This window comes from Facklamia sp. P12937 (assembly GCF_050409505.1).
Classification (GTDB): domain Bacteria; phylum Bacillota; class Bacilli; order Lactobacillales; family Aerococcaceae; genus Facklamia.
In genome coordinates this window covers 17,376-32,861 of record NZ_JBNUPI010000014.1, presented here as the reverse complement: position 1 = coordinate 32,861, position 15,486 = coordinate 17,376, and the positions used below count along the sequence as shown (strand labels likewise).

Sequence of the window (15,486 nt, the reverse complement as noted above, 5' to 3'; positions counted from 1 at the left end):
TCCCACCCAAATTCATAAAACCTAGCGTACAGGCATTTTTATACCAAATACACTTAAGTTCGTGAAAAAAATAATAAGAAAAGTCCGAAAGATTGTGATAAAAATTCAAGAACTAGGTCTTGATTAATCATCATAAAGAGAGGTAAGAATTTATTTTGTGAATGTCTACTTGTGGAATGGGTAAGAATGTTCTATTCTTAATGGAAGATAGAGTGAAATGAGGAAAGGTGCATATGATAGAAAGCTTAAAACTATATTTTGAAGATCAAAAATCTTGGTGGGTATTTGTTTATAATGTTATACTTGCTTTCTTTTTAGCGGTACTTGTTATGTTAATGGATGTGCGCTATTGGGGAGACCTAGATGCGCTACCGAGTGTGTTACTAACCAGTCAAAACTTTGCGCAAATGATATTAAGTTCTTTAGCAGGCTCCCTTTTTGCTGTGGCAACTTTTACTTTTGCTACCATGCTGAGTGTGATGTCCTATTATGCTTCTAGTTTTGGGCCGCGAACAATTGAAAATTTTCTTTTTCGTAAATCGTCTACTCAAACTTTGGGTATTTATTTAGGTGGTTTTGTTTATTGCCTGGTTTCCTTATTTTTCATGCGCGAATCTCAAGGCGAATATTTAGTGATGTCGGGGACAGTGGCTTTAATGTATGGGATTACAAGTGTTTTATACTTTATTCGTTTTGTTTTTGATATCTCACAATCTGTTCAACACAATCAGGTCATTAAAGGACTATTTGAAAGAGCTTCAAAAATTATCTCGGAAAATAAAGCCTTTTTTGAAGCAGCAACATTTGTGGACCAATTGCCTTCTATTAAAGGGGCAGCCAGTCAAAGTGTGCAGTCTTTGAAACAAGGTTATCTAGATTTTGTCGATATTGATCATTTATTTGATTTAGCAAAAGAATGTAAATGTGTGATTGTTTTGAAGGTTAGAAATGGTGATTTTGTAGGTAAAGGAGCTGTTTTAGCTGAGGCTTATTCTTTGAAGAAACAAAAAGATTGGGAAAAGTTTGAAGAGAAATTGAATCGGTCTTTTATTTTTCAACACGAACCTTCTTCTATGTACAATCCTGATTTTGCTCTTTCGAAGTTAACAGATATCGCTTTGCGGAGTGCCTCACCTTCTATAAATGACCCCAACACCATTAGTCATGTTTTTCGTTACCAGTCCATTTTATTAGGTGAATTAGGGCAAGCTCCGGCCAGGTATGCAGTCTATTTAGAAGAAATAGAATTACCTTCGTCACAAACACTAGAAGTAGGCGTTTGTTATGACTACTGCCCTTTTCAGAAGATTCTATTCCAAAATTTTGGTCAATTGGTTCAGTATATTAATCAAGACGCCTATTTAATTCGTGATCTTTATGAAGCCTTATATTTCATTGGCCTTAATTCTTCTCATAAGCATCAAGAGGTTATTAAAGGGTTTATATCATACTTATCAAATAAAATAACCGACCATTTTGAGTCTGAATATGACCAAAGAATGTTTAACGAAGTGATGGAACCTATTGCTAGGTTAAGGCCTAAAGAAACTGAGAAAAATGAGGAATAAAGGTGTAAAAAATTGCTGTAATTTGTTAGACTATTGGTGTGAGCAAAGATTTTAGTTTTTTAATGAGGCCGATCACAACGAATCAGCTTTATCAGTTTTAATGTGCGATTAAAAGACACCGTTAGTAAATAATGGCACTGTTTATCAAAAAAAAGCATAAAGCCGTTGAAAACGCTTAAATAATCAGCTAATATAGATTCTATAAGAGTAATTATTTGTGATTTATTATATGGAGGGTGACTAATGAGTAAAAAAACAATTATGTTGGTGTGTGGTACTGGAATGTCTACAACCATGTTGGTTAATAAGATGAATAATATTGTAAAGACTGAAGAACTAGATTATGAGATTATTTCATCTTCGATCCATGAAATGGAAGATTATGTAAACAATGAAAATATCGATGTCTTATTATTAGGACCACAAGTTTCTTATTTATCAGAAGGTTTGTCTAAACGCTATGCTCCAAAGCAAATCATTGTTGAAAGTATTGATAAAAATGATTACGGCTTAGCAAACGGTAGAAAAGTCTTGTTGCAAGCCGAATCGCTTTTAGACTAAAATGAAAGTAGAAGAAGTACAAGAAATTGCCATGCTAATGATTGCCAATGGTGGCGATGCGCGCAGTCAATCAATGGAGGCTATCCGCTTTGCTAAAGAAGGCAATTTTGATTTGGCTCAGCAGAAGTTCGCATTAGCCCAGGAGTCAATCTTAACTGCTCATCAATTGCAGACAAAGTTATTGGTAGGCGAAGCTCAAGGGAATAGCTCGGAATTATCTTTATTAATGATTCATGCCCAAGACCACCTGATGAACGCAATGACTGTTAACGATATGGCAAAAGAAATCGTCGATTTATATCAATTAATCCTACCGAATCATAAAAAATTTAAATAAATAATTATTTAAACCTTCTTTTTCTTTAAGAAGGTTTTTCCTTTCCATGGGAGAAGTTCACCAGCCCTATGTTGAAGCTAGCAGCGATAATTGATAAAATAAAGAATATCAAAAATGATAGGAGTGGTTAGATGTTATCTGATTCGATTCAAAGATTAAAAAGACATTATGGCTATTTTATGGGGACTATTCTTATTGCAACTGTAGGATCCTCCGTAATCAATAGAATTCTCAATATGTTCTCTCCGGTTAATGATCAATTGAATACATTTATTACCAGTGTTAATGAAACGATGACACCCGATCAATTAGTTCAATTTAGTCAAGATTTTTTTAAAGCACAATATACAGGTGTAGGAGGCTTAATAGCCTTAATCACTATGATATTATCGGTATTCCTACGCATTATGCAAAGAAGATCCTATTTTCAAAAGCTAAATTTTCCTGAAATGCGAATAGCAGATTCAGCTTTCTTTCATACCTCTCCTGTAAAAATCATTACACTTCCAATCAAGTCATTTTTTGCCAATGTCTTGGGTTGGATCGCCGGGTTCTTACTATTATTTGTTTCTGGCTTGATATTTTTTCAACTAAGCCAATATGGCAATACGGCTAGCTTAGTTTTTGTTTTGATATTTATGCTGTTGGCATTGGCCTTAAGCGTGTTTTTAGTACCTATTTCATATCTAATAGCATATGATGTGGAAGGCAAGTATAATTTCTGGGCAACCTTTACTAAAAGTTTAACGGTAGCTAAAAATAATTTTGGCCGAATCGCAAAAAGCCTAATAGTTATTCTTTTAATCTTTATTGTCTTTTTTATTTTGATAGGTCTTCTAGGCTTCGTTATGATGGATGGAGTTGGAGCGATTGTTACTGTAGGGTTGTTAGGGCTTCTAACAATAATTGGGTTAATTTTTTGGGTAGGTCCTTTAGTTGAAGTGTATATGGTTCAAACTCTAAATCATATTTTTAACAGAGAATATTAATTTCAATTGTTTTTTAAGGAGAAAAAAGATGAACATCGAAAAAATTATGGATATATTTCAAAATGATATAAAAGTCGCTGTGCTAGCAACGGTTGACAATGAAAATAAACCGCATGCTCGACATGTTCATGTTGGTCTAGCAAACGATAAAGGAATCTTTTTCATGACCAATCCTAAAACAAATCTTTATCAACAACTCCAAGACAATAAAGCTGTTGCAATGACAGCTATGAAGGAAGAAGATTATTTGATTCAGGTGATTCGGATTGAAGGGAAAGTACGAGAGTTAGGTAAAGAAAAATTAACAGAAATTTTAGGTAACAACCCTTATGTCGAAATAGTTTACCCTGATCAAGCAGATCAAGTGGGTGCCCAAGTGTTTCAAATATATGAAGGTAAAGGCTTCTACCACTCAATGACTCAAGGTCATAAGTATGAGTTTGAAATTGGTGGAAAATTATCTAAGATGTAATGATAAAGCCCTTTGAAAATGTAGAAGTTACATTTTCAAAGGGCTTCACTAATTGTTCAATTAGAAAGAATGCTGGAGGGATCTTGCTCTCAGTCAAAGATAGGTGGAGCTATACTTTATTAAAGCCAAAATCTCTCAAAGGTAAAGATTTTTTCATATAGCTATTTAGTAATCGAAGTGATTTTATTTAATCGGTTTTTAATCCTAACAAATGTTTTAAAAGGTCCTCTATTACGCTAGCAATTATAAAGGTCACCCAAGAGATTGCCCAAGCGCTACTGATAAACGACCAGAGAAAATAAATAACAGTGACCAATGGCCAGTATATATCATCAAATATTTTATCTGTTTTTTTAAGACGCTCTCGACTGTTGATTTCTTGAGGGCTAACCTGTGATGAAAGGCCAGATTCTAATAACTTTTTATAAGTTGATTGATTTCCTCCTAAATAGATGAAAAGGAAGACTGCGCTAGCAACACAGATCAAGAGTCCGGAAATAGTCAAATCTGCTAGACTAGTTGCTACATTTAGACTGTCAACTATAACGATAGGTATAATGGGTAGAAGAATTAAGGCGATACCAGCAATGAATCCATAAGAGCTAACTTTCTCTTGTTGTTTCAAGTCGTTTTTTAGTTGCCTTTCTAAGTTCTTAGATAAACGATATTCTCCCTTAGCTACTTTTTTTGGTTTGCCATTAAATTGGCTAGCTGTTACATAGAAACCAACAGCAATTACAATTGACACTATGATGATACTAATTCCGAAGCTATCGGCTAAGGTGCTGTTTTCACCTAAGACACTTTCTAAAGTCATGAAGACTGATGAAGAGGCAATCATTAAAAAGGTGCCGAGGGCTGTTAATAAATTTGACTTGGTGCTATTGGTAATAAAAGCATTGATTTCTTCTTCTGTGAGTAAGGGATAGTGTGGCAGTTTGTTTTTATCTTGTGTTTTGAATTGATAAGCATCAATCAGTTCCTCAATACTGCCAAATTCAGTAATCACTTTACCAACGGCTTCATGCTCACTCAGACCTGAATCAATTAAGTCTTGGTATTTGTCTTCCATATTTGCCAAGATTTCTGCCTTCAGTTGAAGCATTTCATCATTGACTTCAATCTTGGTAAACATAGAATCAAGATAGGTTTTTATTACGTCCATAATTAAGCTCCTTTAATAATATTTTCCACGATTGCTTTAACGATTGTCCATTCTTTGACTTTATCTTGTAAGACTTCTTTCCCTTTTTGCGTTAATCGATAGTAGGTTCTTGGACGACCATTTGTTTTCTGGCCGGGATAGTCTTCGATTAAACCATCTTTTTTTAAGCGGTTAAAAATGGAGTAAAGAGTTGTTTCTTTCATGATGTATTTTTCATTGGATAAATGAGAAATTGTTTTGCCAATTTCATAACCATAGGAATCACTCTTATCTAAAATAGCTAGGATGAAAAGGTCGTTATACCCTCTAAAAATATCACTATTTATCAATGAATCACCTCACTTTTTTTACTGTATCTGATGGAGTATTTAAATTATAAAACAATTACTACGGCAGATAAAGTAGTTTTTTAAAAAATCAGACCATAGTCCTAGGAAAATAGGAATAAAACAAGCGCCTCTCGATTGTTTAATCGAGAGACGCTTTGATTTTATTATTTGGCTTAGATTTAAAATAGGAATTAAGCTTTAAATAGTAATTGGTGTAATTTCAATGGTTCAATATATTGGCCGTCTTTATAGACACGCATATTACCACCAGAGATTTCATCAATTAGGACAACTTCATCGTTGTTTTGTAAAGTACCAAATTCAAACTTAATATCATAAAGATCAAGACCATGAGCTTTTAATTCATCAGATACAATGGTTGTAATTTGACGAGTGAGCTCAACGGTGCGGTCTACTTGTTCAGCGGATAAAATATCAAGAACAACTAATCCGTCTTTAGTGATTGGTGGATCTTGACGATCATCATCTTTAATTGTGAACTCCACGTATTGAGGAAGATCACTGCCTTCTTCAATATAATCACCGTAGCGACGGAAGAAAGAACCCACTGCTTTTTGGCGGCAAATCACTTCTAAACCTTTACCAAACACTTTAGCAGGCTTAACCTCCATTGTTTGTTCATCCATGTTTGCATTAACAAAGTGTGTTGAGATTCCAGCTTGATGGATTTTTTCAAAGAAAAATTGAGACATTTCTAAACCAGCACGACCAACGCCTTCGATAGATAGACCAACAGAGTTCGCCCCAGGGTCAAAGACACCGTTTTCTCCAGTGACATCGTCTTTAAATTTTAAGAGGTAGTTTCCATTTTCCAAGGAGTAGACGTCTTTTGTTTTGCCTTTATAAACTAATTGCAATTTCAACACCCTTTCTTATTAACATAAGTTAATTTTAGCACACCCCTATCTTAAGGAGTATAAAAAGTTAGATGAATAAACGAAATTCCAGTTAAACGTTCGGGAAAACATACGAACAAATTTTCTGGTTTAGAAAGTGACCTGTGTTATAATGAGGTGAAGAGTTTTTTTACGGACAGAGAAGAGAGGGATTATTTTGACTAAAGATAAAATTACCATCAAGGGTGCAAGAACCCACAATTTAAAAAATATAGACATAGAAATACCTCGTGATCAATTAGTTGTAGTGACTGGATTATCGGGGTCTGGCAAGTCATCACTTGCCTTTGATACCCTATATGCAGAAGGCCAAAGAAGGTATGTAGAAAGTTTGTCAGCCTATGCACGTCAATTTTTAGGGCAAATGGATAAACCGGAAGTCGATTCGATTGAGGGTCTGAGTCCCGCCATTTCAATTGATCAAAAGACAACCAGTAAGAACCCGCGCTCAACCGTAGGAACAGCTACTGAAATTAATGATTTTTTACGTTTGCTTTATGCCAGAGTAGGGACTCCCTACTGTCCTCGTCACAACTTACCCATTGTTAGACAATCTGTTGAACAGATGGTGGATCGCTTATTGGAATTACCAGATCGCAGTAAAATTCAAATTCTTTCACCACTTGTAAGGAATCAAAAAGGGCAGCATAAAAGAGTGTTGGAGCAAGTAGCTAAAGAAGGTTATGTTCGTGTAAGAGTAGATGGAGAAATATTTGATTTAACCGAAGTTCCCGAACTTTCAAAAAAAGTCAGTCATACTATTGAAATTGTGGTCGATCGAATTGTGATTAAAGAAGGGATTCGATCTCGACTTTATGACTCCGTTGAAACAGCAGTGAATGCTTCTAAAGGTTATTTAGTTGTAGATGTAATTGATGGAGAGGAACTTTATTTTAATGAGCATTATACTTGTCCATACTGTGATTTTTCTATTGAAGAGTTAGAACCAAGACTTTTTTCTTTTAATGCACCCTTCGGTTCTTGTCCGGCTTGTGATGGTTTGGGTGCTCGTTTAACTCCTGATGAAGATTTAATTATTCCTGATCCAACCTTAACTTTGCGTGAGGGAGCCTTTTTACCTTGGGGCAAAGAAGGTTCGGGCTACTATGCTTCTATGCTAGAACAATTTGCTAAAGCTTACGGTATCCCAATGGACCTTCCTTATGAAGAATTAACCAAGGACCAACAAGAAGCGCTCAAATATGGGCAACCTAACTTTCACTTTAAATTTACCTTTGAACCCATGCACGGTGGTAAGAAGCGAACGGTTGATCAGACATTTGAAGGGATCTTTAATAATGTTGAAAGACGCTATAATCAAACAAGTTCAGATTATATGCGAGATGTTTTGCGTAATTATATGCAAGAGTTAGAGTGTCCAACTTGTAGAGGTCAACGCTTGAACGAAAAAGCTTTAAGTGTAAGAGTGGCTGATAAAAATATTGCTCAAGTGACAGCATTGTCTATTGATATGGCAAAAATACATTTTGAAAATATACAATTTGATGAGCATGACTTGATGATTGCTCAACCGATTATGAAAGAAATCAATGATCGTTTGACTTTTCTAGATAATGTGGGATTGGAGTATTTGACACTCGATCGAATTGCAGGCTCGTTGTCAGGAGGAGAAGCTCAAAGGATTCGTTTAGCTACCCAAATTGGCTCGCGACTAAGCGGCGTGCTTTATATACTGGATGAACCTTCAATTGGCTTGCATCAACGAGACAATGATCGCTTAATTCATTCATTAATGGAGATGCGTGATTTAGGGAACACCCTAATTGTTGTTGAGCACGATGAAGAGACCATGTTAGCAGCTGACTACCTAATCGATATTGGGCCTGGTGCGGGCGATCAAGGAGGAAAAATTGTAGCTGCTGGAACCCCTCAAGAGGTAATGGGGAACCCTGACTCTCTTACTGGTAAATACCTAAGGGGCGAAAAAGGGATTGTTGTGCCTAAAAAACGTAGACAGGAAGACTTAGGTTGGATTGAGGTCAAGGGTGCTCGTGAAAACAATTTAAAAAATATCGATGTTTCTTTTCCAATTGGTCGCTTAACTTGTGTGACTGGCGTTTCCGGTTCTGGCAAATCGTCCTTAGTGAATCGCATCTTAAAAGTTGCCTTAGCTAAGCGGTTAACCTCTACTCAGGAAAGACCGGGTAAATTCAAAGATATCAGTGGATTTGAAGAGCTAGAAAAAGTGATTGAAATTGATCAAAGTCCAATTGGTCGAACTCCAAGGTCTAACCCGGCAACCTATACTTCTGTTTTTGATGACATTCGTGCATTATTTGCGAATACTAATGATGCTAAAATTCGCGGTTACAATAAAGGAAGATTTTCATTTAATGTCAAGGGAGGACGTTGTGAATCTTGTGGTGGAGCAGGTATTAAGAAAATTGAAATGCATTTTCTCCCAGATGTTTATGTTCCGTGCGATGTCTGTCATGGCGCCCGTTACAATTCAGAGACACTCGAAATTAAATTCAAAGGACAATCGATAAGTGATGTCTTAAATATGACAGTCGATGAAGCAGTGGAATTTTTTGATGCGCATCCAAAGATAGCGCGCAAAATGAAAACGCTGCAAGACGTAGGTTTAGGCTATATCCAGTTAGGACAATCGGCAACCACTTTATCGGGTGGCGAAGCACAGCGAATGAAATTAGCCGCTGAACTTCATCGTGTTTCCAATGGCAAAACGCTTTATATTTTGGATGAACCGACTACTGGATTACATGTTCATGATATTGTTAAATTAATGAATGTTATTAATCGATTAGTAGAGGCTGGCAACACGGTAGTTATTATTGAACACAATCTTGATGTAATTAAAACGGCAGACTATATTATTGATATGGGGCCCGAAGGTGGTAGTCACGGAGGTCAAGTAGTGGCTGTTGGTACTCCGGAAGAAATCGCTAGAAAACGAAAGAGTCATACTGGCAAATTTTTAAAAGATATTTTGAAGCGCGATAAAGATAAGGGTTTTCGATAATAGAGAGCATAGGCTGGGAAATTAAGACGTCCGGCCTATGCTTTTTTAATAATAACCGCTATCCTAATAACAGGAATCAGATAACGATTTCTTTAAAAACAAATATCAGCCTAGGGACCTATGATTAAAGAGTAATTAACTAGCATAATAGAAGATGAAGAGGGTCAGTATAAATTAGGAGGATTATTATGAACGAGAAAGAAAGAATTATCGAATTAGTTAGACAAAAAATTATATCTATGGATGAAGCCTTAAGATTACTTGAAGCAGGTGGTATGGCAAACGACTCATCAGAACCTACTGAGGATAGCGCTAAGACAAAAGACACTAAAATTGAGAGCAAGACATTGGTAAAAGATGACCTCAACCGCCTGGTTCGTTCAATGGTAGATCAAGCAGTGAATGCAGGGACAAGTGTAGTGAAAGAAGTAGCTCAAGCAAGCAATCAAGTCGTTAAAGAGGTCAATGATTCACTGGAAAACCGTAAAGAAACAAAAGACAGACCTTCTTTTAAAGAACAGACCAGTGATCAAGAAGAACATGCTTCTTATCAAGCAAAGGCTGAAGCTTTTGAAACAAAAGGGCAGGCCATTCAGCAAGAAATTGAAGAGGCTAATGAGCGACTTCATCAATTTAATGAAGAAAAGATTATTATCCAACAGCGGTTAAGAGAACTAGAAATTCTGGCTGAAATTGAAGAACTGACCACTGAGATGAAAGATCAGGTCAAAGATTTTACCTTACAAGAAAGAGCGATTGACAGTGAAATTAAGCATTTAGAACAGCAAGTCGAAGGACTTTATGATCAGCAAGAGGATCTATATGAAGAATGTAAAGAAAATCAACAAGCTGACCCTGAATTTAAACGGTTTATTTCTAATTCCACCCAAGTTCTTACTGAGCAAGCGCACCAATTTAAAGAAGAAGCAAGCAGAGAAGGTAAACGCCTTGGCAAGCAAGTGAAGGATCTGATAAAATCCTCACTCAATAATTTCACCACTAAGGATGTTAATGTATCTTTCAATGTGCCTTGGATTAAGAGTCAAGTATTAGACCATACTTTTTCCTTTGATGGAGCAACTTTAACAGCGATGGATTTTAATGTATTAAATGGTGATTTACAAGTAGAATTCCATGAAGGCGACGACATTTTAGTAGAGGCTGTTATTAAGCTGATGGGTGGACAAGATAAGCTAACGGTTGACTTGTTCAAAGAAAAAGTAACTATAACCACCATTGAAAATAAATTGGTTTTTCATGTGGATGCTATGAATTTAGCTATGGATGCCAAGATCAGCTTGCCTCATAAGCTATATCATTCAGTTGTTTTAAATACCCTTAATGGAGATATAAGAGTCAAACAAATGGAAGTAAACAATCTAATCATTTCTAGTAAGCGAGGAGACATCCGTCTTGCTGATACCAAGGCAGATGAAGTGAATATTGACACAAAATTAGGAGATGTTAAACTTAAAAACATCTCAACTGATATATTAGGTTTGAATCTAGTCAATGGTGATGTAAAAATTAAAAACTCAACCATCCAAACAACTAGTCTTAAAAATATTAATGGAGACTTCCGAATTGTTGGACCAGTTGGTAATATTAAGGCCAGTACAGTTAATGGAGATTGTTACATTACTAAAAAAGATATCGAACCAGCTAACATCTCACTTTCAGCTGTTCATGGCGACCTTAAAGTCAGCTTACTAAAAGAACAGGCTTTCACCGCAAGAGGTAATCTCTCTGAAGGACAAATTAAGCATCGAATGTCTGGCTTAGACCGACAAGAAATTTTTGATGGTGGTAAATCATTTATATACAATCGTCCCGGTCATCTGGATCAGAAAGAAGTTCAGATTGATGCAAGTATTACCTTTGGAGATTTGTACCTAAAAGATGGAGATTCTGAGACAGGAAAGGAAGGTAAATAATGCAACGATTAACACGCTCATCATCCGATCGCCGCATTTTTGGTGTTTGTGGTGGTATAGCAGAATACTTTAATATTGATTCGACTTTAGTCCGTTTAATTTTTCTGATTGCTATGTTTTCAGCAGGAGTGGGTTTTTTCCCATACATTTTAATGGCGGTTATTATACCCTATGATTATCAAGTTGGCAAACCCTCTTTACGTCGTAAAGGAAAGAAATATTCAGAAACTAATTCTCATCAGGTGATTAAAGATATTACTCCTCAAGATGACGATAACTGGAGTGACTTTTAGAAAAATAAAACGAGCCCTCATCTTATTAGGTGAGGGCTCATTTTTAATGATAGCGCCATTTGCTAGTCAGAAGGCTCTTTCTATGATACCATTTTAGAGAAAAATGAATGGAGGATCGGACCGTGGGAAAATATGTGACAGTCCAAAAATTAACTGAAACTTTAGATGTGGAGATTGTCTATGGTCATGAACATGTCGATAAGAAAATTGTTTCCAGTGAAGTTTCAAGACCAGGACTTATTCTGGCAGACTTCAAAGAATTCTATCCGAGTGATCGGATTCAATTAATCGGTCGAACAGAAACAGCTTATTTAGATACCTTGACTAGCCAAGAACGTATTGAGAAATTCCGCTCTATCTGTCGTGAAGATACGCCTGCTATTGTAGTCGCTCGAAAAATATCTATACCTTCAGAACTTATTTTAATAGCTAAAGAACGTCAGGTGCCACTACTTTCAGCTCGTTCTCGTACTAGCCGGGTCTTGGCAAATCTAACCAATTATTTAGAAGGACAATTAGCAGAGCGTTTTTCAAAGCATGGAGTCTTTCTTGAAGTATTTGGGATGGGAGTCTTGTTAACAGGCACCTCTGGAGTCGGCAAATCAGAAACCGCTTTAGAGTTGATTCAAAGGGGTCACCGTCTAGTAGCCGATGACCGAGTAGAATTTTTTATGGTGGATGAGCTAACCCTAATTGGTGAAGCGCCGGAAATTCTACAAAACTTATTAGAAATTCGTGGCTTGGGAATTGTTGATGTAATGAGTCTTTATGGAGTCTCGGCCATTGTACGTTCTAAAAAGTTAGAATTAATTATCGAGATGGTATTAGATGATGGACAAATTGAATATGATCGTTTAGGGTCTGGTCAACAATACGACCGGATTTTTGATGTTCAAATCCCAAGAACGAGAATACCGGTAAAAACAGGACGGAACTTAGCAGCTATTATTGAAGCAGCCGCTATGAATTTCAGAGCCAACAGTATGGGCTTTGATGCTACAGATGCCTTTAATGCTAAATTAGATGCTTTGATCATGTCTAATCGTGAGGTGACTAATGATTAATTCTTTCGGCTCAATTTTTATGAAGATAGATCGCATCGCCTTTCATATTGGAAGTTGGCCTGTCTATTGGTATGGGCTAATCATTGGTTTCGGAATGTTATTGGCCTATTTCTTATATATAAGGGAAGTTAAACGTAAAGGGGCCGATCCAGATAAGGCCTTTGATCGCCTTTTTTGGGCAATTATCATCGGTTTTATAGGGGCTAGAATTTATTATGTAGCCTTTTCTTGGCAGTCCTATCAAGATAATTTGTTGAGTGTTTTTGCTATTTGGAACGGTGGTATTGCAATCTATGGCGGAATTATTGCGGGCTTTCTAACCTTAATATATTTTATTCGTAAAGATAATTTAAATGCAGCATTAGAAATGGACATGGCAGCACCTGCCTTGATGTTGGCACAAATTGTTGGGCGGTGGGGTAATTTTATTAACCAGGAGGCTTACGGAGGGATTGTGAGTCGCTCCTATTTAGAAAATTTAAGATTACCTACTTTTATCATTGATCAAATGGAAGTCCAAGGGCAATATCGTCAACCCACCTTCTTATTTGAGTCTTTATGGAACTTTATCGGTCTTGTTTTAATTATGACGATAAGAAGGAAGCGTTTCTTAAAAGAAGGAGAAGTCGCAAGCTTTTATGCAGTTTGGTACGGTATAGGTAGAGCTTGGATTGAAGGTTTACGAACAGATAGTCTTTATTGGGGACCTTTTAGAGTCTCACAAGTTTTTTCGTTAATTATCGTTGTAAGTGCTATTTCAATTATGATTTATCGAAGAGTCCACTTGACACTTCCCTTCTATAAGGAATCAGATATTGCAAGATAAGGAGAAAAAAATGAACATTACAATTCTAGGATCAGGTTCGTGGGGGTCTGCTCTAGCAAAAGTCTTATCAGACAATCAACATAGTGTTACTATTTGGAGCATTGATCCTCAGGTGGTTGATGAGATTAATCAACAACATACCAACTCGCATTTTCTTAAAGAATTTGAGCTGAATGAGACTGTTAAAGCAACGCTTGATTTAGTACAAGCCTTAAAGAAAGCAGAAGTCTTGCTTTTCGCAGTACCCACCCAAGCAATTCGTAAGGTTTCTAAAGAAGTAAATAAACTTTTAGTCAAAATGGAGCGACCTCCTTTAATTATTCATGTGTCTAAAGGACTTGAACAAAAAAGTCACTTGCGTATTTCTCAAGTGCTTCAAGAAGAGCTGACCACAGATCTTTACAGAGCTTTAGTCGTCTTATCCGGTCCTAGCCATGCGGAAGAGGTCGCACGCGAAGATCTTACATCCGTTACCGCGGCCAGTGAATCGCTAGAAGCTGCTGAAACTGTTCAAGAGCTCTTTATGAATAATTATTTCCGTGTATACACTAACACGGATGTGATAGGGGTTGAATTAGGCGCTGCCTTGAAAAACATTATTGCTTTAGGCGCAGGAATTCTTAATGGTTTAAACTACGGGGACAATGCTAAGGCCGGTTTAATTACACGGGGCTTGGCTGAAATATCGCGTTTGGGTATACGCTTAGGGGCAGACCCGCTAACTTTTCTTGGTTTAAGTGGAGTTGGAGACCTCATTGTAACTTGTACCAGCATTCATTCACGTAATTGGCAAGCTGGTAATTTGTTGGCTAAAGGCTTAACCGTTGAAGAAGTGACAGAAGAAGTCCAGATGGTGGTTGAGGGTATTTTTACTTGCCTGGCAGCTTATGAGTTGGCACAAGAATATCAAGTCGATATGCCAATTACTAATGGCCTCTATCAAGTTCTTTATCAAGGAGCAGATGTTAAAGAAGTGGTTAGTCAATTAATGAATCGCTCTGGCAAACAAGAAGCCTCTTTAGCCCAACACAATGAAGTGATCACCTCAGAGAAAGGAAGATAAGATGGAAGATACGATTGAAAAGACAATGATTAATGTCGATGTTGTGATAGTAGGCGCTGGCCCTGGAGGAATGACGGCAGCCCTATACGCTTCACGTGCCAATTTAAAAACAATTATTCTTGAGAAGGGTCTACCAGGAGGAGAAGTTAATAATACGGCTGATGTAGAGAACTATCCAGGTTTTTCTAAAATAGCCGGTCCAGAATTAGCTCATAAATTTTTTGAATCTGCTATGGAGTTTGGCGCGCAGCATTCAATGGAAACGGTGGTTGGAATTGAGTTACATGACCAAGTAAAACATGTCATTACCAGCAAGAACATCTATGTAGCACCTGTTGTCATTATTGCTACTGGATCTCAGCATAGAAAGTTAGATATTCCAGGGGAAAATCTTTTAAGTGGTAAAGGAGTTTCTTATTGTGCTGTTTGTGATGGCTTCTTTTTCCGTAACCGCCACTTAGTGGTTGTAGGAGGGGGAGATTCGGCTGTCGAAGAAGGAATTTACCTCACTCAGTTTGCTGATAAAGTAACCATTGTTCACCGTCGAGACAGTCTTAGAGCTCAACAGATATTACAAGAGCGTGCTTTCAAAAATGATAAAATTGACTTCATTTGGGATACGACTGTTGAAGAAGTTATAGGTGATCAATCCGTAGAAGGCGTGTTCTTACGAAATAGAAAAACCGGCGAACGCTACACATATCCTTGTGAGGGAGTCTTTATCTACATTGGCTTAGTGCCGAACTCTTCGTTGGTTAGCCATCTAGATATTACGGATGAAGAAGGATGGATTATCACCAACGAAAAAATGGAAACGCGGATTCCGGGCATTTTTGCTGTAGGAGATGTTCGCCAAACACATTTACGTCAAATTGCCACGTCTGTTGGCGACGGGAGTCATGCAGGCCATATGGCTTACCAATATATTCAAACCTTAGCAGACTAATTTTTATAATTAATCAGA

At 37.0% G+C, this 15,486-nt stretch carries 15 protein-coding genes; 12 read left to right on the top strand and 3 right to left on the bottom strand.

What is annotated here, in order from left to right; translation table 11 throughout:
• The first annotated feature begins 233 nt into the window (after positions 1–233).
• The 5 genes from ACQV2R_RS06310 (at position 234) to ACQV2R_RS06290 (ending at position 3,927) form a co-directional block, all read left to right on the top strand.
• Positions 234–1,568 carry a DUF2254 domain-containing protein gene (locus tag ACQV2R_RS06310; RefSeq protein WP_428891968.1) on the top strand — a complete coding sequence of 445 codons (1,335 nt, stop codon included), beginning with the start codon at positions 234–236 and terminating at the stop codon, positions 1,566–1,568.
• A gap of 243 nt (positions 1,569–1,811) precedes the next feature.
• Positions 1,812–2,129, top strand: coding sequence for a PTS sugar transporter subunit IIB (locus ACQV2R_RS06305; RefSeq protein ID WP_428873173.1), 318 nt, complete (start codon positions 1,812–1,814; stop codon positions 2,127–2,129).
• 1 nt (position 2,130) lies between these two features.
• A complete protein-coding gene (locus tag ACQV2R_RS06300) occupies positions 2,131–2,466 on the top strand; it encodes a PTS lactose/cellobiose transporter subunit IIA (RefSeq protein WP_428875170.1) in 336 nt (111 codons plus the stop codon).
• Between the two features lie 131 nt (positions 2,467–2,597).
• Complete coding sequence (locus ACQV2R_RS06295) at positions 2,598–3,455, top strand: hypothetical protein (RefSeq protein WP_428891967.1); 858 nt, start codon at positions 2,598–2,600, stop codon at positions 3,453–3,455.
• A gap of 28 nt (positions 3,456–3,483) precedes the next feature.
• A complete protein-coding gene (locus ACQV2R_RS06290) occupies positions 3,484–3,927 on the top strand; it encodes a pyridoxamine 5'-phosphate oxidase family protein (protein ID WP_428891966.1) in 444 nt (147 codons plus the stop codon).
• Between the two features lie 187 nt (positions 3,928–4,114).
• On the opposite strand, the gene ACQV2R_RS06285 is transcribed toward ACQV2R_RS06290, so the two are convergent.
• The 3 genes from ACQV2R_RS06285 to ACQV2R_RS06275 all read right to left on the bottom strand — a co-directional run bounded on the left by ACQV2R_RS06285 (position 4,115) and on the right by ACQV2R_RS06275 (position 6,299).
• Positions 4,115–5,092, bottom strand: a complete 978-nt coding sequence (locus tag ACQV2R_RS06285; RefSeq protein WP_428891965.1) for a permease prefix domain 1-containing protein — start codon at positions 5,090–5,092, stop codon at positions 4,115–4,117.
• Between the two features lie 2 nt (positions 5,093–5,094).
• On the bottom strand, positions 5,095–5,421 hold the full coding sequence (locus ACQV2R_RS06280) for a PadR family transcriptional regulator (RefSeq protein WP_428873178.1): 327 nt from the start codon (positions 5,419–5,421) through the stop codon (positions 5,095–5,097).
• A gap of 191 nt (positions 5,422–5,612) precedes the next feature.
• On the bottom strand, positions 5,613–6,299 hold the full coding sequence (locus tag ACQV2R_RS06275) for a phosphoribosylaminoimidazolesuccinocarboxamide synthase (protein WP_428875174.1): 687 nt from the start codon (positions 6,297–6,299) through the stop codon (positions 5,613–5,615).
• Between the two features lie 196 nt (positions 6,300–6,495).
• Between ACQV2R_RS06275 and uvrA the strand changes: the two genes are divergently transcribed.
• The 7 genes from uvrA (at position 6,496) to trxB (ending at position 15,468) form a co-directional block, all read left to right on the top strand.
• A complete protein-coding gene (gene uvrA, locus ACQV2R_RS06270; RefSeq protein ID WP_428875175.1) occupies positions 6,496–9,342 on the top strand; it encodes an excinuclease ABC subunit UvrA in 2,847 nt (948 codons plus the stop codon).
• 188 nt (positions 9,343–9,530) lie between these two features.
• Positions 9,531–11,276, top strand: coding sequence for a DUF4097 family beta strand repeat-containing protein (locus ACQV2R_RS06265; protein ID WP_428891964.1), 1,746 nt, complete (start codon positions 9,531–9,533; stop codon positions 11,274–11,276).
• A complete protein-coding gene (locus tag ACQV2R_RS06260; RefSeq protein ID WP_428873182.1) occupies positions 11,276–11,569 on the top strand; it encodes a PspC domain-containing protein in 294 nt (97 codons plus the stop codon). The genes ACQV2R_RS06265 and ACQV2R_RS06260 overlap by 1 nt, the downstream gene beginning before the upstream one ends.
• 122 nt (positions 11,570–11,691) lie before the next feature.
• Positions 11,692–12,633, top strand: a complete 942-nt coding sequence (hprK, locus tag ACQV2R_RS06255; RefSeq protein WP_428873183.1) for an HPr(Ser) kinase/phosphatase — start codon at positions 11,692–11,694, stop codon at positions 12,631–12,633.
• Complete coding sequence (gene lgt / locus ACQV2R_RS06250; protein WP_428875177.1) at positions 12,626–13,459, top strand: prolipoprotein diacylglyceryl transferase; 834 nt, start codon at positions 12,626–12,628, stop codon at positions 13,457–13,459. Before hprK ends, lgt begins: the two co-directional genes overlap by 8 nt.
• Positions 13,460–13,469: 10 nt before the next feature.
• Complete coding sequence (locus ACQV2R_RS06245) at positions 13,470–14,522, top strand: NAD(P)H-dependent glycerol-3-phosphate dehydrogenase (protein ID WP_428873185.1); 1,053 nt, start codon at positions 13,470–13,472, stop codon at positions 14,520–14,522.
• A 1-nt stretch (position 14,523) separates the two neighbouring features.
• Positions 14,524–15,468, top strand: coding sequence for a thioredoxin-disulfide reductase (gene trxB / locus ACQV2R_RS06240; protein ID WP_428875179.1), 945 nt, complete (start codon positions 14,524–14,526; stop codon positions 15,466–15,468).
• The last annotated feature ends 18 nt before the right edge of the window (positions 15,469–15,486 follow it).